Origin of the sequence: Mesorhizobium sp. B2-3-6 (genome assembly GCF_006442305.1) — a bacterium.
Taxonomy (GTDB): domain Bacteria; phylum Pseudomonadota; class Alphaproteobacteria; order Rhizobiales; family Rhizobiaceae; genus Mesorhizobium.
In genome coordinates, this window is sequence record NZ_VFVW01000003.1 from 656324 (window position 1) to 673784 (window position 17461).

Sequence of the window (17461 nt, forward strand, 5' to 3'; positions counted from 1 at the left end):
CTCAGCGCTCCTTCACTTTGTTGAGATATTTGACGTAGATGTTGGTGATGGCCAGCACCATGATCAGCACGATGTAGGCGAGCGCGCAGGAGCGCCCGGTCTGCCATTCCTGGAACGCCATCTTGTAGAGCCGGATCGAGATCAGTTCAGCCGTCGGCTGGGTGGTCAGGATGTAGGCCAGATCGAAGGTCTTGAACGCTTCCATGGTGCGGAAGATGACGGCGATCATGAGGATCGGCGCGACCAGCGGCAAGGTGATGCGGAAGAAGGTGTAGAACGGACCGGCGCGGTCGATAGCGGCGGCTTCGTAGAGGTGCTTCGGCACCGCCGAGAGGCCGGCCAGCGACAGCAGCATGACGAAGGGCGACCACATCCAGATGTCGGTCAGCGCCACCGCGTAGAGTGCCATCTTGGGGTCGGCCAGCCACTCGAAATTGCCAAGCCCGAGCGCATAGTTGATGACGCCCCATGACGGATCGTAGAGCAGTTTCCAGAACAGGCCGACGACGGCCATCGACAGCATCATCGGCAGCAGCAGCAGGGTCGTCAGCAGCCCCTTCAGCGGGATGTCGCGGTTGAGCAGCATCGCCACGCCGAAGCCGACCAGCAACTGTCCGGCGACCGAGATGATCACGTATTTGGCGGTGATGGCGAAGTTGGACCAGACATAGGGGTCGCTGAGCAGGTCGCGGTAGTTCTGCAACCCGACGAAATTCGCCGGCGCGTTGGTCGAGGCGCGGAAATCGGTGAAGGAATAGCCGAGCGAATAGATCAGCGGAAAGATGTTGAAGACGATCAGGAACAGGATCGTCGGGATGATGAAAAGATTGCGGATCGAAATATCGCTAAGGCCACGCGCGGCCGCGCGTGAAGATCTGTCCAGCGTGGTGATCATCGTGGTCGCCAAGACCCTGCTCCCGCTTGAAGAAAAAGAAACGGAGGAGGCATGAGCGCCCCCTCCGTGGGACATGAACGATTATTGGCCGCGGCCGTATTTCTTGAAGGTCGCGTTCCAGTCGGCGGCCAGTGCGTCGAGCGTTTCCTTGGCGGTGCCTTCGCCGCCGATCATGTAGGGATAGACGCGCTGGTTGAGCTGCTGGAGCAGTTCGGCATATTCCGGCACCGCCCAGAAATCCTTCACCTTGAACATGGTCTCGTAGAAGGCCTTGTTGTAGGGCGTCGCATTCTGGAACTCTTCGGACTTGAGCACGGCTGCGCTGCAGGTGTAGCCGCCGAGTGCCGCCCACTTCTTCTGGGTCTCGTCCTTGATGAACCATTCGAGGAACTTCATCGCCTCGTCCTGCTTCTGCGAGTAGGAGACGACGGAGATGCCCTGGCCACCGAGTGCGGCGAACTGGTCGCCGTTCGGCCCGGGAGGATTGGCGAAGAAGCCGGTGTTCTTGGCGTTCGGGTTCGACGCCTCGTTGATCAGCGAGGGGAAGAACGCGAAGTAGTTCATGCTCATCGCGGCCAGGTTTTCGGTGATCGCCTGGTTGTCCTCGACGAAGAACGACTTGGCCCAGCCCGGAGGCGTGAACTTGTAAAGCTCCTTATAGGCGTCGAGCGCGGCGACAGCCTTGTCGGAGTTGATGAAACCGTCGACCTTGTAGGTCGAATAGTCACCCAGTTCGCCGCCATAGGAGAACAGCGCGTTCTCGAAGCCCATCGCCATCGCGTCATAGGAATTGTCGGTGTAGATGGCGATGCCGTATCTCTTCTGGTCCGGCCGGTGGAAGAATTCGGCGATGTCGCGCAGCGCCTTGAAATCCTTCGGCACGTCGAGGTCGTAGCCGTATTTGGCCTTGAAGGCTTCCTTCTCCTTGGGATCCTCGAACCAGTCCTTGCGATAGGACCAGCCGACGGCGTCGCCTTCGAGCGGGATGGCCCAGTACTTGCCGCTGTTGCCAGGATATTCGGCGTAGTACTTCACCGTCGCCGGCGCCATCACCTCGCCGAGCTTGTGCTTGTTGAAGAAGTCGGTGAGGTCGACATAGTGGCCACCGGTCGAGCCGGCGCCGAGCCACTGCGAGTCGCCGACGACCAGGTCGTAGGCATCGCCATGAGCGTTGAACTCGGTGAAGGCCTTGGTCTGGAAGTCGGCCCAGGGCGTGGTCTCCACCGTGATCTTGACGCCGGTTTCCTTCTCGTACTCGTTGCCGAGTTCCTGGAGGTAGTTGGCAGGATCCCATTCCGCCCAGAAGATGGTGAGCGATTTGTCCTGGGCGTAGACGGATGTTCCGCAGGCAAGTGTCAAGCCGATACCAGCAAGCAAGCTGGTCACTATCTTGCGCATGATGTTTCCTCCCTTGTGCGCATTCTACCGTATCAAGCGAACCGGCAAACTGGGCCGGCCCTGGTAGTTCCTCCCTTGGTCGCGCCTTCCGGTTTGGAGCCTCCTCGCCCGTCCGGAAATGGATCGCAGCCCTCACTTTCGATCCGCTTTTCTCCTTTGATCTGGTATTACCAATTTTGAAGCTCCGTCAAGCCCTTTCTTGAGCAATGGTGACAGCTCGAAGTCTCGAATTCCAGCCTTATCTGCCTGTTTTTCCTAAATTTTCCTACTCATTGATAGACATCGGCCTTGTTCATGCTTCAGCATTGCGGTTAATATCGGCAACCAGTATGCAAATCTGGTAGAACCAGATACCTGCTATTTCGTGACCCTTGTTGGTTCGATCGCTTGTGCTTCGGAGACTGATTCCGCGATCGCCGCGCGCACCAGGGCGACCGCCGCCCACTGGGCAACGGACATCGTCCGGCGACCGTCCAGTCCCCAGATGTCCTTCAGCACGATAAGCACCTCGACGCCGAAGATCAGCGACAGCGCCTGCGCCAGCCGCTTGAGGTCGCGCGGCGGCAGCCGGCCCTTGAGCGGAGCGAGCGCGTCCTGGAGCAATTCGACGCGGTGGCCCCGCTTGAAGGCCGGTTCGCTTCCCAAAGTACCGGCCTGGCGCCGCGCCCACTGATCGAGCGACAGTTTCAATGCCGCCTTGAAGGTCGCCTCGAAAGCCTCGATGCGCGGCATGGCCGTGTCGAAGAGCTCGGCAACGCGGCGCTCGGCATCGGCAGAGGTGGATTTCCAGGTGAGGATCGGCCCGAGCCCCTCGTTAACCACTGCCTGCACCAGTGCCGCCTGGCTCGGAAAATACCGGTAGGCGGTGGCGCGGGACACCTGCGCCGCCTCGGCAACCTCGCTGACCGAAGGTGTTGCGCCTGCCTGCATCAGCCTCGTCGCCGTCTCCAGCATCAGCCGTTTCGTGCGCGCGCGGGGTCCACGCTCTGGTCCCCCGGCGGTGTCGTCGCTTGCTGCGGCTTGTTGACGTGAGACATCCATACCAATATGATACGCGCGTCTCAAAAAATTGCAATGACCTCCTCGTTTTCGGAATGGCTAGGTTGACGCTCTGTAGAGCACTGAGCCTCTGGGTGACTTGGACCGGCAGAGGGAGGCATCGATGAAGCGCATTTATGTGGTGGGCACCGCGGACACCAAGGGTGAGGAACTCGCCTTCCTGGCCGACGCGATCGCCGCCACGGGTGCCGCTGTCTGCCGGGTCGACGTCGGAACGCGCGCCGCGAGCGTGCCGGTCGACATTGCCGCTGGGGATGTGGCAGGCCACCATCCCGGCGGGCGAGACGCGGTGCTCGCCGGCGACGACCGCGGCGCTGCGGTCGCCGCCATGGGCATCGCCTTCGCTCGCTTTGCCCAATCGCGAAACGACATTGCCGCCATGATCGGCATCGGCGGCGGCGGCGGCACGTCGATCGTCACCGCAGGCATGCGCACGCTGCCGCTCGGCCTGCCCAAGATCATGGTTTCGACGCTCGCTTCCGGCGACACCGCGCCCTATGTCGACATCTCGGACATCATCATGATGCCATCGGTGACCGACATGGCCGGGCTGAACCAGCTCTCGCGTGTCGTTCTGTACAATGCGGCCCAGGCGATATCGGGCATGGCCGCCAGACCGCCGCCGCCGCCCGAGGGCAAGCCGTCGATCGGCCTCACCATGTTCGGCGTCACCACGCCGTGCGTGACGGCAATCGCGGATCAGCTCCGTTCGACCTATGACTGCATGGTCTTTCACGCCACCGGCACCGGCGGCCGCAGCATGGAGAAACTGGCCGACAGCGGCTTGCTGTCCGGCGTCATCGACATCACCACCACTGAGGTCTGCGATCTCCTGTTCGGCGGCGTGCTGCCGGCGACGGAGGATCGTTTCGGTGCCGTTGCCCGCACCGGCCTGCCTTATGTCGGCTCGGTCGGCGCGCTCGACATGGTCAATTTCTGGGCGCCTGCGACCATTCCGGACCCTTATCGCGGGCGGCTGTTCTACGAGCACAACCCGAACGTCACGCTGATGCGCACGACGGCGCAGGAATGCCGCAAGATCGGCGAGTGGATCGGCACAAGGCTCGCCCGCTGCAAGGGGCCCGTGCATTTCCTTGTCCCGGAGAAAGGCGTCTCGGCGCTCGACATCGAAGGCGGCGCCTTCTTCGACCCGCAAGCCGATGCCGCCCTGTTCGAAGCCATTGAGCGCACGATTAAGCCGAACGCGACGCGCCGGCTGACACGCCTGCCGCTGCACATCAATGATCCCCGATTCGCCAAGGCCGCGGTCGCGGCTTTCCTCGAAATCGCCAGACAGTGAGATCCAAGACATGCCGGCAATACCGCGCAAGGACATACTGAAGAAATTCAGGGGGATGATCGACAAGGGCGTGCCAATCGTCGGCGGCGGCGCTGGCACCGGCCTGTCGGCCAAGGCCGAAGAGGCCGGCGGCATCGACCTCATCATCATCTACAATTCCGGCCGCTACCGCATGGCCGGTCGCGGCTCGGCCGCCGGCCTGCTTGCCTATGGCAATGCCAATGAGATCGTCAAGGAGATGGCCTACGAGGTGCTGCCGGTGGTCAGGAAGACGCCGGTGCTGGCTGGTGTCAACGGCACCGATCCGTTCGTCATCATGCCGCTGCTGCTCTCCGAGCTGAAGACGATGGGTTTTTCCGGGGTGCAGAATTTCCCCACCATCGGCCTGTTCGACGGCAGCATGCGACAGAGCTTCGAGGAGACAGGCATGGGTTTTGGGCTCGAGGTCGACATGATCGCCGAAGCCCGCAAGCTCGATCTTCTGACCACGCCCTATGTCTTCAACCCGGACGAGGCGCGCGCCATGACCAGGGCCGGCGCCGATATCGTCGTGGCTCATATGGGCGTGACGACGGGGGGCTCGATCGGCGCCACCTCTGCCAAGTCGCTCGACGACTGCGTGGTCGTCATCGACGCGATCGCCGAAGCGGCCCGTTCGGTGCGCAAGGATGTCATCCTGCTTTGCCATGGCGGGCCGATCTCGATGCCGGACGACGCCCGCTATATCCTCGAACGCTGCAAGGGGCTGCACGGCTTCTATGGCGCGAGCTCGATGGAGCGGCTGCCGGCAGAAGCGGCGATCGCCCGGCAGACCGCCGATTTCAAGGCCGTCACGCTTGGCGGCCTGAAGACGACCACGAAGAAAAAGAAGGGATCATGAGAATGACCGACAAGAGCAAGGTGTTCGTGTACCCGAAGGATGTCAGCGCCTTCGGATTCGACTGGGGAAAATTGTCGCTGACGGTCGCTCCGGAAGTGAACGGCGCGACCCGCTTTTCCGGCGGCGTCGTCGACCTGCCCTCCGGCAAGGGCCATACCCGTCATAACCATCCGGGCGCGGAGGAAATCATCTTTGTCATTTCGGGCCATGGCGAGCAGATGGTCGAGGACGAGCAAGGCAATCCGGTGGTCGAGAAGGTCGGCCCCGGCTGCACCATTTACGTGCCGGAGAGCCGCTTCCACTCGACGCTCAACACCGGCGACGGGCCGATGCAGCTGTTCGTCGTCTATTCGCCGGCAGGGCCGGAACTGGGATTGCGCGAACTGCCGGATTTCAGGTTGCTGCCGGCCGGGAACTCCCCTCGCTCGCGACTTTGAGGCGCCCTTCCGATATGCTATCGTCCAGCATGCCTCCTTGAGAGAGAAGCGATGACGCGTTTCAGTCCCCAGGAATTCGTGGAAAAGCTCGCAACGGGCAGCCTGCCGGACGGCAACCCGGCCATGACGGTTGGCGGTATTGTCAAGGCCAACGACGCCGACCCGTCAACGCTTCTCTTTTCGACCGATATGTCCTGCGAATCCTGGATACCCGTGCCGCTGAGCTTGATCCAGACGGTCGAGCAGGTACGGACGGTCAACTGCAAAGACCACAAGCATCCGCTGGTCAAGATCGCTTTTACACCGCCCTCGCCGGATCAACGTGACATCAATGCCCTGCTTATGATCATGGCCGGGCTTCAGAGCCAACTCTCCTGGTTCCATCGCAACGCCAAGTCCGGCAGTCCGTGGGCGTCAACGTTTGCATCCGATTGCGCTGTGGTCTCCGCATCGGAGGGGCTTACCATATGCTGCACCCAGACGATCGACGGAAGATTGGAAGTCGTCTGCACAGGAATGGTTTAATGCATGTCGCGCAAAAGTGACTTCTGTTTAGCGGCAACGGCAAAGCGCCGCGCATGAATTCGTTTCGACGCGACGCGCTTTAGAGACAATCGAGACCGGCACGCTCATTTGTAATATGGCAGGTTACATGCCACCCCGGTTCCATGCCCGACCCCGATCCCCGAACATCACATAGCCGGTATCGGTAACCGCCACCGTATCCTCCAGCTTGATGAAGCCGCGCGTCGGGTGAAGCATGGTCGTCTCCACCGATAGCACCATGTTCCTCTCCAGCGGCTTGCCCGCATAGGTGCCTTCATAGGTCACCGGATGGTTGGTCATCAGGAACGGCGCCTCATGCGTGATCAGCCCCATGCCGTGAGCGAAGAAATCCGTGTAGGGCGCGACCTTGGATTTTTTCAGCACGCCTTCGGCATGGGAAATCATGTCGCCGCCGAGCGTGCCCGCCTTCACCTTCGAGAACGCTGCCTGCTGCACCGCCTCGACTTCGGCCAGCAGGTCCTCCAACTCGGCATCCGGGTCTCCGAGAACCCCCATGCGGCAGAGGTCGCCGATATAGCCATGATAATTGCCGCCGGAATCGATCGACAGCACTTCACCCTTTTTCCACGCCTGCGGCGAGGCCGCGCGGTTGTGGCTGGAGCCCAGCGTCAGCAGGCAATATTCGAAATGCGCGCCGCGATTGGTCTCCTCGCGGCGAAGCTGTTCGATCATCTCGCTCTTGGTCGTGCCTTCGCGCGCCCATTGGATGGTGGCCAGCATGGAATCGGTGATCAGTTCGGAGGCGATCCGCAGTTTCTCCAGCTCGGCCTCGGTCTTGATGGCGCGCATGCGCTCCAGCATGCCGGTGGCATCGACCAGCTTGGCGTCGGGGAGCGCTTTGCGGATCAGGGCATAGGCGTCCGACGGCAGGAAACCCGGCTCGATGCCGATGCGAGCGTCGCCCTTGCCGATCTTGCGCACATGCTCGACGGCGAGATTGGCGGCATCGAGCGTGCCCCAGCAGGCGGCATGCAGCGTCGGCGTCCAGAACGGGTGGTTCTGGTGTTCGCCACCCTCCATGCGGTTGCCGATATAGGCGGCGTGGTCCGGTCCGCCTTTTTCGTAGATCACGATCGGCAGGTACCGGCTGTGGCCGATCGCATCCATGGCGGCGAAGAAGATGAACTTGTAGCCGCCGAGCAGATATTGGGTGTTGTGCTTGGAGGTCGCGAGCAGGACGTCGATATCGGCCTCTTCCATCAGGCCATCGACCCTGGCGTGGTCGAATGGGATGTCGCCGACGGCACTCTTCCCCGGAGCTATGTTCATTGTCTCTCTCCCTGAATGTCCGCCTGAATGTCCGCGCGGATCGGCTGGACCGCCGGCTGCCCGATCCCGATAGGTCTTCCGACTTCGGGTCAAATCTGCACCATTTTCGCCCATCTGGTCCAGCCAGAAACAGGCTCGCCCAGCTGGATGGCCGTCGCCGGTGCCGATAATGTGAGGTGCATCGGATGACCTGGTCTTACCAGGTCAGGTTTATCGACCACTCTCCCGTAACTGGTCCAGCGAACAAAAATTTCAAAGCCACGCCACGATGCGCCAATTCCGTCTCTGGCGAAAGCCACGGCAAGGCCCATAATCAAACGTGCATGGAAACGCCCGAAAGGCCTCCGTGCAAGATATGAGATAGAGGGGGAATAGGATGATGCCGGAGTTCAGGATTTCACGCCGCACGGTGCTTGCGGGCTCTGCCATGCTTCTGGCCTCCACCGCGATGCCGACCTTGAGCTCGGCGCAGACGCCGAAGAAGGGTGGCCGCCTGGTGCTCGCCGCCGATTCCGAGCCGCGCAACCTCAACCCGGCCATCGTCGCCTCCAACGGCGTCTTCTTCATCTCCAGCAAGATCGTCGAAACGCTGGCCGAAGCCTCCTTCGATGGCAAGGACGGGCTTGCACCACGCCTGGCGGTCAGTTGGGAAGGCGCCGCCGACGGGCTGTCGGCGACCTTCAAACTGCGCGAAGGGGTCAAATGGCATGACGGCAAGCCGTTTACCTCGGCCGACGTCGCCTTCTCGGCGCTGCAGATCTGGAAGCCGCTGCAGAATCTCGGCCGCACCGTGTTCAAGGATCTTGCCTCGGTAGATATCCCTGATGAATTGACCGCCGTGTTCAAATTCGCCAAGCCCACGCCCTTCCAGCTGATCCGCAACGCTCTGCCGGCGCTGAGCAGCGTGGTGCCGAAGCACATCTACGAAGTCGGCAAGATCGAGGACAATCCGGCCAACAACGCGCCCATCGGCACCGGTCCGTTCAAGTTCGCCGAATACAAGGCCGGCCAATACTACCGGCTGACGAAGAACACGGATTATTGGGGCAAGGACGAACCCTATCTCGACGAGATCATCTACCAGGTGCTGCCCGACCGCACTTCGGCGGCGAGCGCGCTGGAAGCAGGAGAGATCCAGCTCGCCGCCTTCTCCGCCGTGCCGCTGGCCGATCTTGACCGCATCTCGAAAGTGCCGGGCCTGAAGGTGATCACCAAGGGCTATGAGGGACTGACCTACCAGCTCGTCGTCGAGATCAATCATCGTCGCAAGGAGCTCGCCGACCTGAAGGTGCGCCAGGCGATCGCGCATGCCATCGACAAGGATTTCGTCGTCAAGACGGTGTTCCTCGGCTATGCCGCCACCGCCACCGGCCCGGTGCCGAAGAACGACCCGCAGTTCTATACCGCCGACGTCCCGACCTATGCCTTCGACGTCGCCAAGGCCAATGCGCTGCTCGACGAGGCGGGTTACAAGAAGGGCGCCGACGGCAAGCGCTTTTCGCTGAAACTGTTGCCGGCTCCCTATTTCAACGAAACCAAGCAGTTCGGCGACTATCTGCGCCAGGCGCTCGCCGCGATCGGCATCGACGCCCAGCTCGTCAACAACGATTCCGCCGCGCATATCAAGGCCGTCTACACCGACCACGCTTTCGACCTCGCCGTCGGCCCGCCGGTGTTCCGCGGCGACCCGGCGATCTCGACCACCATCCTGGTGCAAAGCGGCATTCCGGACGGCGTGCCGTTCTCCAACCAGGGCGGCTACAAGAACGATGCGCTGGACGCGCTCATCGCCAAGGCGTCCGAGACGCTCGATACATCGGCCCGCACCAATCTTTACAAGGAGTTCCAGAAAGAGGTGGCCGCCGACCTGCCGCTGATCAACGTCGCCGAATGGAGCTTCATCAGCGTCGCCCGCGACACGGTGGGCAACATCGCCAACAACCCGCGCTGGGCGGTGTCGAACTGGGCGGACACCTATCTGGAATCGTGACAGTATTTCGCGGATGAACGTTCGCGAAAGCATCGTAGGCGTTGAGTTCTACGAGGCCCCCCTCTGTCCTGCCGGACATCTCCCCCTCAAGGGGGGAGATTGGCAACTTGTCTGTCCCGCGAATTTTCCGACGTTGGGGATTGGCGAAGCCAAAAATGACAGCCAATCTCCCCCCTTGCGGGGGAGATGTCCGGCAGGACAGAGGGGGGTGCCCAGGCGCGGTCCTAACCAACGTATCGCCAACCCATCGAGGGCCGCATGAACCGCGCCCTCATACTCCTCCGCCGTCGCCTCGTCGGCAGCATCTTCGTGCTTTTGATCGTCGTCATCGGCACGTTCCTGCTGCTCGAGGCCGCCCCGGGCGACGCGGTCGATGCCTATATCGTCTCTACCGGCGGCGATGCCGGCATGGTCGAGCTGTTGCGCCATCGCTGGGGCCTCGACCAGTCGGAGCTGACGCGGCTCGCCAACTATCTCTGGGCGCTGCTGCATCTCGATCTCGGCCAGTCCGTCACCTTTTCGCGGCCGATCCGCGACGTGATCCTCGAGCGCCTGCCGACCACGCTGTGGTTGATGGGCAGCGCCACCGCGCTTTCCTTCGGCCTCGGCTCGGCGCTGGGCATCTATGCCGGCGCCAGGCCGGGCAGTTTTCGCGACCGTTTTCTCTCCATCGGTTCGCTGGCGCTCTACGCGGTGCCGGGTTTCTGGCTCGGCCTGGTGCTGATCGTCGTCTTCGCTGTCGACCTGCGCTGGCTGCCGATCGGCGGCATCGAGACCATCGCCTCCGGCAAGGCCGGCCTCGACCGCGCCGCCGACATCGCCATCCATCTCGTCCTGCCGGTCTCAGCCCTCGGCTTCATCTACCTGGCGCTCTATTTGCGGATGATGCGTGCCGGCATGACCGAGGTCTGGCGGCAGGATTTTGTGCTGGCCGCCCGCGCCAGGGGCTTGTCGCGCCCCCGCATCGTGCTTGCCCATGTCGCCCGCAATGCGCTGCTGCCATTGGTCACGATGCTCGGCCTGCAGTCGGCGCAGATGCTGGGCGGTAGCGTCGTCATCGAGAGTGTCTTTGCCGTGCCCGGTCTGGGTCGGCTGGCGCAGGAGGCAGTGGCCGCGCGCGACACGCCCTTGCTGCTCGGCATCATTCTCGTCAGCGCCGTCCTGGTCATCGTCATCAATCTTCTCGTCGATGTCGCCTATGCCTTTCTCGACCCGCGCGTCGGCGCCAGCGAGGCCGGCACATGAGCACGCTCCGCCGCTTTCTGCGCACGCCGGAGGCGGTCGCCGGCGCCATACTCCTGGCGGCATTGTGCGCCATGGCCCTGTCGGCGCCGCTGCTGTTTCCGGGCGACCCGCAAGCCATCGCCGGCCCGGCGCTGCTGCCGCCCTTCCAGGACTGGTCGCTGCCGCTCGGCACGGATCGCCTCGGCCGCGACGTGCTGGCCGAGCTTTTCCACGGCGCCCGCACATCGCTTGCCGTCGGCCTTGCGGCAGCCGCCGCCGCACTGGCCATCGGCTCGATGGTGGGCACGGTGGCCGGGTTTGCCGGCGGCCTCACCGACGAGGTGCTGATGCGCGTCACCGATGCCTTCCAGACCGTGCCGGGCTTTCTGCTGGCGCTAGCCTTCGTCAGCGTCGTCGGCCCTTCGCTCGGCGTCGTCGTGGCGGCAATAGCGCTCGGCACCTGGACAGGGCCCGCGCGCGTGGCCCGCGCGGAAGTGCTGTCGATCCGCGAGCGCGACTACGTCGCCGGCGCGCGCGTCATCGGCATGCATCCGCTGGAAATCGCCTTTCGCGAGGTGCTGCCCAATGCCTTGCCGCCGGTGCTGGCGCTGTCCTCGGTGATCGTGGCAGCGGCGATCCTCACCGAGGCGGCTTTGTCCTTCCTCGGCCTTGGCGACCCCAATCGGGTCACCTGGGGCGGCATGATAGCGGAGGGCCGCGCCGTGCTGCGCACCGCGCCCTTCCTGTCGATCGTACCCGGCATAGCACTGGTTCTGACGGTGCTCGGCGTCTATCTCGCCGGTGAAGGCATCGTTGAAACCACGGCGGTCAGAAGAGGCCTGTCGTGACCGCGCTGGCTTCGATCCGCAACCTCGCGGTGACCTACCGCCGTGACGACGGCGAGGTGGTGGCGCTGAGGGACATCAGCCTCGACATCGTGGCTGGCGAGCGGCTGGCCATCCTCGGCGAAAGCGGCTCGGGCAAGAGCACATTGGCGCTGGCGATTGCAGGCTTGTTGCCGGCGAGCGCCAGGATTGACGGACGTATCGATTGGGTTTTGCGACCGTCGAGATTGGGTGCGAAGGCACCCCCCTCTGTCCTGCCGGACATCTCCCCCTCAAGGGGGGAGATTGGCAGCTTCGCCGATGGCTCCCCTGCACCATTGGGGATTGGCGAAGGCCGAGATGAAGGTGCAATCTCCCCCCTTGAGGGGGAGATGTCCGGCAGGACAGAGGGGGGCCTCATAGAACGCAGCGTCCAAAAGACCACTTCCAAACCAAGCCCCACACCCCTCCTCGGCCGCGATATCGGCTTCATCTTTCAAGACCCGTCCGCCAGCCTCGATCCTGTCATGACCGTGGGCAAACAGATCGCCGAAGTCTCCCGGACCCATCTCGGTCTCACATGGCCTCAGGCATACGCCAAGGCGAAGGACCTGTTCGAACGCGTCCGCCTGCCCGACCCGGACTCCGCCCTGCGCGCCTATCCGCATCAGCTGTCCGGCGGCCAGAAGCAGCGTGTGGCGATTGCAGCCGCGATCGCAGCCGGCCCAAGACTTTTGATCGCCGACGAGGCGACCAGCGCGCTCGACACCATCGTGCAGGCCGAGATCGTCGCACTGATCCGGCGGCTGGTGGAAGAAGACGGCATGACGCTGCTGTTCATCAGTCACGACATTGCGCTGGCCGCCGAGCTGGCGGACCGCATTGCCGTGTTCCGGCATGGCGAATTGATCGAACTTGGCGCCACGCAACAGATCGTCAGTGCGCCAACTGAAGCCTACACGCGCGCGCTGCTCGAGGCCCATATCGGCCTCGACGCCGAACCGCTGCACCACGGCATGATCGCATGAGCGTCCCCGTGCTTGCAGTTTCCAACCTTACCAGGCACTACCGCCGTGGCGGCAAGACGGTTACCGCGGTCGACGACGTTTCCTTCGAAATCGGGCCCGGCGAGACGCTGGCGCTGGCCGGACCCTCCGGCAGCGGCAAGTCGACGATCGCCCGGCTGGTGTTGCGGCTGATCGAGCCGGATGCCGGCCGGATCGAGTTTGAAGGCCATGATTTCCTGGCTCTGGGCGGCGCCGGCTTGCGTGCGCGTCGCGCTCGCTTGCAGATGGTGTTTCAGGATCCGCTTGCCGCCTTCAATCCGCGCGCCACGGTGGCGCGCGTGCTTGACGATCCCTTGCGTATCCACGGGCTCGCCTCCCGTTCCGAGCGCCCGCGCCGTATCGCCGCCCTGCTGGAGCGCGTCGGGCTTGCGGCGGAGCTTGCCTCTCGCGCCATCCATCAAATCTCGGGCGGCCAGCGGCAGCGGGTGGCGATTGCCCGCGCCATGGCCACGAAACCCTCGCTGATCGTGCTCGACGAAGCGGTTTCGGCGCTCGATGTTTCGGTGCGCGGACAGATCCTCGATCTTTTGCTCGACCTGCAACGCCAGGAACGGATCGCTTATCTCTTCATTTCGCATGATCTCGGCGTGGTCAGGGCCGTAGCCCACCGCGTCATCCTTCTCGATGGCGGGCGGATTGCCGAGAGCGGCGATGCCCGTGCTGTCATCGACGCGCCGCGATCGGCTATCGGCAAGGCGCTCGTGGCAGCCGCACCAAAGCTCAGAAGAACCACGCAGGAAGCATCATGATCGACCCCGAAGCCAGAGCCGAGAAACTGTCGCGCGAACTCGATTCCGCATTCCGCAACCGGGCCGACCTCTATCGCCTGTTCCTGGATCAGTTGACCGGAGAGCTGGGCGCCGAAAGAGCCGAGGCGATAATGACCCGGACCATCGAGCAGCGCGGCAAGGAAGTGGCCGCAGCCGCCTTCGCCGCATTCGGTCCCAACGACGCGCGCTCAATCGGCGAAGCTTTCCTGTCGGTCAGCCCGGATGACGGCCGGATGTATCCGACCGATGTCGAACGCGGGCCCGACCGCATCGCCTTCAAGGTGAAACGCTGCCCCCTCAAGGATGCTTGGGTCGAGGCCGGCGTCGGCGAGGAAAAACTCGCGACGCTCTGCCGCATCGCCGGCGCCTTCGACCGTGGCCTGTTCGAGGCGACCGGCGTGCGCTTCGACAATGTCACCTGGACGCCCGGCCACGGCAGCGGCTGCTGCCATATCGCGCTGACCAACCGCGATGCCGGCTAGCAATTGACGGCCTTAGCCGCCGACCATCAGTCTGACGACCTCATCATGGTTGGTCTCGGAAATCTTGCGCTCGCCGGCCTGGATCCCGCGCCGCAGCACGACGATGCGATCGGAAACGGCGAAGATGTCCTGCAGATTATGCGAGATGAAGATCACGCCGCGCCCTTGCGCCTTGAGCTGATGGATGAGCGAAATCACCTTGCGCTGCTCCGGCACGCCGAGCGCGGCCGTCGGTTCATCCATGATCAGGATCTGCGCGTCCCAGTAGACGGCGCGGCCGATGGCCACGGCCTGGCGCTGGCCGCCGGAGAAATTGCTGACCGGCGCGTTCAATCGGCTGACGTGGAAGTCCAGCCGCTTCATCGTCTCCCTGGCGGCCTCGGCCATGGCCTTGCGGTCGAGCACCGGCAGGAAGCCGAACGCCTTGCGCATCGGTTCGCGGCCGAGGAAGATGTTGGCACCGATCGACAGATTGTCGGCCAGCGCGAGATCCTGGTAGATCGTCTCGATGCCCTTTTCGCGCGCCTCCTGCGGCGTGGCGAAAGCCACCGGCTGACCTCTGAGCAGGATTTCTCCGCCCGTCGGCTGGAACACGCCCGATATTGCCTTGATCAGGGTCGTCTTGCCGGCGCCATTGTCGCCGGCAAGCGCCACCACTTCGCCCGGCCGCACGGCCATGGAGAAATCGTTGAGCGCCCGTACCGCACCGAAGTGCTTGGAAAGGTTCCGGACTTCGAGGAGGGGCTCGGTGCTATTCATCCTGACGGGCTCCACTGAACCGGCGCTGCGCCTGGTCGATGAGAACGGAAATGATGATGACGACGCCGACGGCGATGAACTGCCAGAACGGCTCCACATTGACGAAGACCAGCCCGTATTGGATGACCGCGATCACCAGCGCGCCGGCGACGGTGCCGAAGATCGTGCCGGAGCCGCCGAACAGGCTGGCGCCGCCGATCACCACCGCCGCGACGCTGTCGAGCAGCAGCGGTTCGCCGGCCTGCGCTGCCCCCGCCGTGAAGCGCGCGGCATAGAGCGCGCCGCCAAGGCCGGCGCACATTGCCGACAGCACGTAGAGCCGCAGGATGTGGCCCCTGATGTCGATGCCGGCGCGGCGCGCCGCCTGCACATTGGCGCCGATGGCGTAATTGTGCTGGCCGAACCGGGTCTGGCTGAGCAGATAGTGCATCACGACGACGAAGACAGCGGCGATCATCACCAGATAGGGCACGCCATGGAACTTGCCGTTGCCGAGCAGTGCGAACCAGGAATTCTGTACCGGCACCGTCGTGCCGCCGGCAAGCAGGAAGGCGACACCGCGGGCGACGCCGAACATGCCGAGCGTGCCGATGAAGGGCGGGACCCTGAGCCGCGAGATCAGCAAGCCGTTGATGACGCCGGGCACGCCGGCCACGATCACCGCGGCAAGGATGCCGGCCAGCATGGCCAACGGCAACGGAATGGCGGCGCCCGCCATGTTGGTGGCATGCGCGGCGATGACCGCCGCAAGGCCCATGATGAAGCCCAGCGACAGGTCGATGCCGCCTGATATGATGACGAAGGTCTGCCCGGTCGCCAAAAGCAGCGGCGCCACGGCGAAAATCGCGATGGATTGAAGATTGAACGGATTGAGCACGAAAGTGGCGCCGAAGGCGCTCCGCGACCAGATCTCGAAACAGATGATCAGGCCGGCGAGAAACAGCCAGGCGCGCCCCTCGGCGATGCGTGCGATCCAGCTCCTGGCGGGATCGCCGTGGTCAGCCTGGGGGGCGACATGCTTCTCGGCTGGCTGTGCTGGTGATGTCGAGGTCATGAGTACTCCGCGGCGCGGCTGCCTTCAAACAGGTCCCGCCCTGGCGGGACCGGCACAGGCTCCTCCCGGCGCACCGGGAAGAGCCAAGCTGGTCCGGACTTACTCGGAATAGAGATACTTCGAGATGTTCGGATCGGCGATGTTGGACTTGTCCATGATCGTGAAGCCGGTGCCGATCATGACCGGGATGGATTGGCCGGTCAGGTGGGCATAGGCCGAGACGACGCCGAAATAGCCGATCTCTGCGGGATGCTGGGCGATCGCCACATCCACAAGGCCGGTGTTGATGTTGTCGACGATGCTGGTCGGAGCATCGAAGGCAACCACTTTGACGGTGCCCGTCTGCCCTGCCTGCTTGACGCCATTGGCGGCGCCCAGCGCCGAGAACAGATTGGCTCCGAACACGCCGACGAGGTCGGGGTTGCGCGCGAACACCGCCTGCAGCTGCGAGGCCGCCTTGTTGGCGTCGTCGTCATTGAACTGGGTCTCGAGAACGGTGATGCCGGGATGGTTGGCCATCTCCTTCTTGAAGCCTTCCTCGCGCTGGTCGGTGGTCGAGATGCCGGGCTTGACGTTGGAGACGTAGACCTTGCCCTTGTCGCCGACGGCCTTGGCAAGCGCCCGCGCCGCGATTTCGCCGCCCAGCACATTGTCCGAAGCGATGTAGGCCAGCGGGAAATCGGCGTCACCCGCTCCGGTCTGATAGGCGCCGGTGCCGATGAACGTATCCACGGTGATGACCGGAATGCCTGCGTCATTGGCCTTGCGCAGCGGCTCGACCAGCTGGACCTTGTCGGTAGGCGCGATCAGGATCGCGTCCGGCTTCTTGGCGATGACCGCGTCGAGCACCGGCACCTGGGTGACCGGATTGAACTCAGGAGCGCCCTGGAAGACCAGGTTCACGCCAAGGGCGTCGGCCGCGGCCTGGGCGCCCTTGCGCATGGTGATGTAGAAACCGTCGGTGGTCAGGCCCGGAACGAGCGCGATGGTGTATTTCTTGTCCTGCGCCTGCGCGGGCGCGATAAGCACCGTCGCGCTGACGGCGAGAGCCGCGAGCGCGGCAACGATCTTCTTCATGACATCCTCCTCATTGTGTTGGCAGATCTGCCGTTGCAAGTGACATCGAATGGCCGTCGTCCGCTTGGGACAAGACGGCCGGGAACGCCTGTTTGCTTTTCGCGGGCAGCTCCTCCCAAGCGCCCTCCAGTCGATATGTCAGCCGGTCCAGCCGACCGGCACGATAGCCACGGTCACTTCCTCGCCTCCGCGAGGTCAGAGAACCACGGCACCCGGCATGCATTGCACGCCAAGTTCACAAACTTGTAACACTTTGCAGAAATAAATTGCAACTCGGTTTTCCGGGTCGCAACGCCGGATTTTTCACGCAACATCCGACTGCTCCACAAAGTCCCGCCGAACTATTGCCTCGACTTCTCGGCGGCACAACCGATTTCGTAAAATCGCCCTCGCGAACTGGAATGCGGCG

At 63.4% G+C, this 17461-nt stretch carries 17 protein-coding genes; 10 read left to right on the forward strand and 7 right to left on the reverse strand.

Annotated features, from left to right (window positions below):
• Position 1: 1 nt before the first annotated feature.
• The 3 genes from FJ953_RS12445 to FJ953_RS12455 all read right to left on the reverse strand — a co-directional run bounded on the left by FJ953_RS12445 (position 2) and on the right by FJ953_RS12455 (position 3334).
• On the reverse strand, positions 2 to 907 hold the full coding sequence (locus FJ953_RS12445) for a sugar ABC transporter permease (RefSeq protein ID WP_140500408.1): 906 nt from the start codon (positions 905 to 907) through the stop codon (positions 2 to 4).
• Positions 908 to 976: 69 nt separating this feature from the next.
• A complete protein-coding gene (locus FJ953_RS12450; protein ID WP_140500410.1) occupies positions 977 to 2293 on the reverse strand; it encodes an ABC transporter substrate-binding protein in 1317 nt (438 codons plus the stop codon).
• Between the two features lie 357 nt (positions 2294 to 2650).
• On the reverse strand, positions 2651 to 3334 hold the full coding sequence (locus tag FJ953_RS12455) for a TetR/AcrR family transcriptional regulator (protein WP_140565998.1): 684 nt from the start codon (positions 3332 to 3334) through the stop codon (positions 2651 to 2653).
• A gap of 121 nt (positions 3335 to 3455) precedes the next feature.
• On the opposite strand from FJ953_RS12455, the gene FJ953_RS12460 reads away from it, so the two are divergent.
• From FJ953_RS12460 to FJ953_RS12475, 4 genes are read left to right on the forward strand one after another with little or no spacing between them, the layout of a single operon-like run.
• Positions 3456 to 4652, forward strand: coding sequence for a Tm-1-like ATP-binding domain-containing protein (locus FJ953_RS12460; RefSeq protein WP_140624437.1), 1197 nt, complete (start codon positions 3456 to 3458; stop codon positions 4650 to 4652).
• 10 nt (positions 4653 to 4662) lie between these two features.
• On the forward strand, positions 4663 to 5532 hold the full coding sequence (locus FJ953_RS12465) for a phosphoenolpyruvate hydrolase family protein (protein WP_140565992.1): 870 nt from the start codon (positions 4663 to 4665) through the stop codon (positions 5530 to 5532).
• Positions 5533 to 5534: 2 nt separating this feature from the next.
• Complete coding sequence (locus FJ953_RS12470) at positions 5535 to 5969, forward strand: cupin domain-containing protein (RefSeq protein WP_140500417.1); 435 nt, start codon at positions 5535 to 5537, stop codon at positions 5967 to 5969.
• 51 nt (positions 5970 to 6020) lie between these two features.
• The gene (locus FJ953_RS12475; protein WP_140624438.1) at positions 6021 to 6494 is read left to right on the forward strand and encodes a hypothetical protein; all 474 of its coding nucleotides are present in this window, start codon (positions 6021 to 6023) and stop codon (positions 6492 to 6494) included.
• Between the two features lie 123 nt (positions 6495 to 6617).
• On the opposite strand, the gene FJ953_RS12480 is transcribed toward FJ953_RS12475, so the two are convergent.
• Positions 6618 to 7805, reverse strand: a complete 1188-nt coding sequence (locus FJ953_RS12480; RefSeq protein ID WP_140624439.1) for a Xaa-Pro peptidase family protein — start codon at positions 7803 to 7805, stop codon at positions 6618 to 6620.
• Between the two features lie 379 nt (positions 7806 to 8184).
• On the opposite strand from FJ953_RS12480, the gene FJ953_RS12485 reads away from it, so the two are divergent.
• From FJ953_RS12485 to FJ953_RS12515, 6 genes are all read left to right on the forward strand, one after another.
• Positions 8185 to 9795: an ABC transporter substrate-binding protein gene (locus FJ953_RS12485; protein ID WP_140624440.1), complete on the forward strand. Its 1611-nt coding sequence runs from the start codon at positions 8185 to 8187 to the stop codon at positions 9793 to 9795.
• A 258-nt stretch (positions 9796 to 10053) separates the two neighbouring features.
• Positions 10054 to 11040: an ABC transporter permease gene (locus FJ953_RS12495; protein ID WP_140624442.1), complete on the forward strand. Its 987-nt coding sequence runs from the start codon at positions 10054 to 10056 to the stop codon at positions 11038 to 11040.
• Positions 11037 to 11867 carry an ABC transporter permease gene (locus tag FJ953_RS12500; protein ID WP_140624443.1) on the forward strand — a complete coding sequence of 277 codons (831 nt, stop codon included), beginning with the start codon at positions 11037 to 11039 and terminating at the stop codon, positions 11865 to 11867. Before FJ953_RS12495 ends, FJ953_RS12500 begins: the two co-directional genes overlap by 4 nt.
• Complete coding sequence (locus FJ953_RS12505) at positions 11864 to 12871, forward strand: ABC transporter ATP-binding protein (protein ID WP_181175016.1); 1008 nt, start codon at positions 11864 to 11866, stop codon at positions 12869 to 12871. Before FJ953_RS12500 ends, FJ953_RS12505 begins: the two co-directional genes overlap by 4 nt.
• On the forward strand, positions 12868 to 13659 hold the full coding sequence (locus FJ953_RS12510) for an ATP-binding cassette domain-containing protein (protein ID WP_140624444.1): 792 nt from the start codon (positions 12868 to 12870) through the stop codon (positions 13657 to 13659). Before FJ953_RS12505 ends, FJ953_RS12510 begins: the two co-directional genes overlap by 4 nt.
• On the forward strand, positions 13656 to 14162 hold the full coding sequence (locus FJ953_RS12515) for an L-2-amino-thiazoline-4-carboxylic acid hydrolase (RefSeq protein ID WP_140624445.1): 507 nt from the start codon (positions 13656 to 13658) through the stop codon (positions 14160 to 14162). The genes FJ953_RS12510 and FJ953_RS12515 overlap by 4 nt, the downstream gene beginning before the upstream one ends.
• Positions 14163 to 14174: 12 nt before the next feature.
• Here the strand turns inward: FJ953_RS12515 and FJ953_RS12520 are convergent, their stop codons facing one another.
• From FJ953_RS12520 to FJ953_RS12530, 3 genes are all read right to left on the reverse strand, one after another.
• Entirely contained in the window at positions 14175 to 14921 is a 747-nt protein-coding gene (locus FJ953_RS12520) for an ATP-binding cassette domain-containing protein (protein WP_140500435.1), read from the reverse strand.
• Positions 14914 to 15975: a ribose ABC transporter gene (locus FJ953_RS12525; protein WP_140500436.1), complete on the reverse strand. Its 1062-nt coding sequence runs from the start codon at positions 15973 to 15975 to the stop codon at positions 14914 to 14916. The genes FJ953_RS12520 and FJ953_RS12525 overlap by 8 nt, the downstream gene beginning before the upstream one ends.
• Before the next feature lie 99 nt (positions 15976 to 16074).
• Entirely contained in the window at positions 16075 to 17052 is a 978-nt protein-coding gene (locus tag FJ953_RS12530) for an ABC transporter substrate-binding protein (RefSeq protein ID WP_140584091.1), read from the reverse strand.
• Positions 17053 to 17461: the final 409 nt, after the last annotated feature.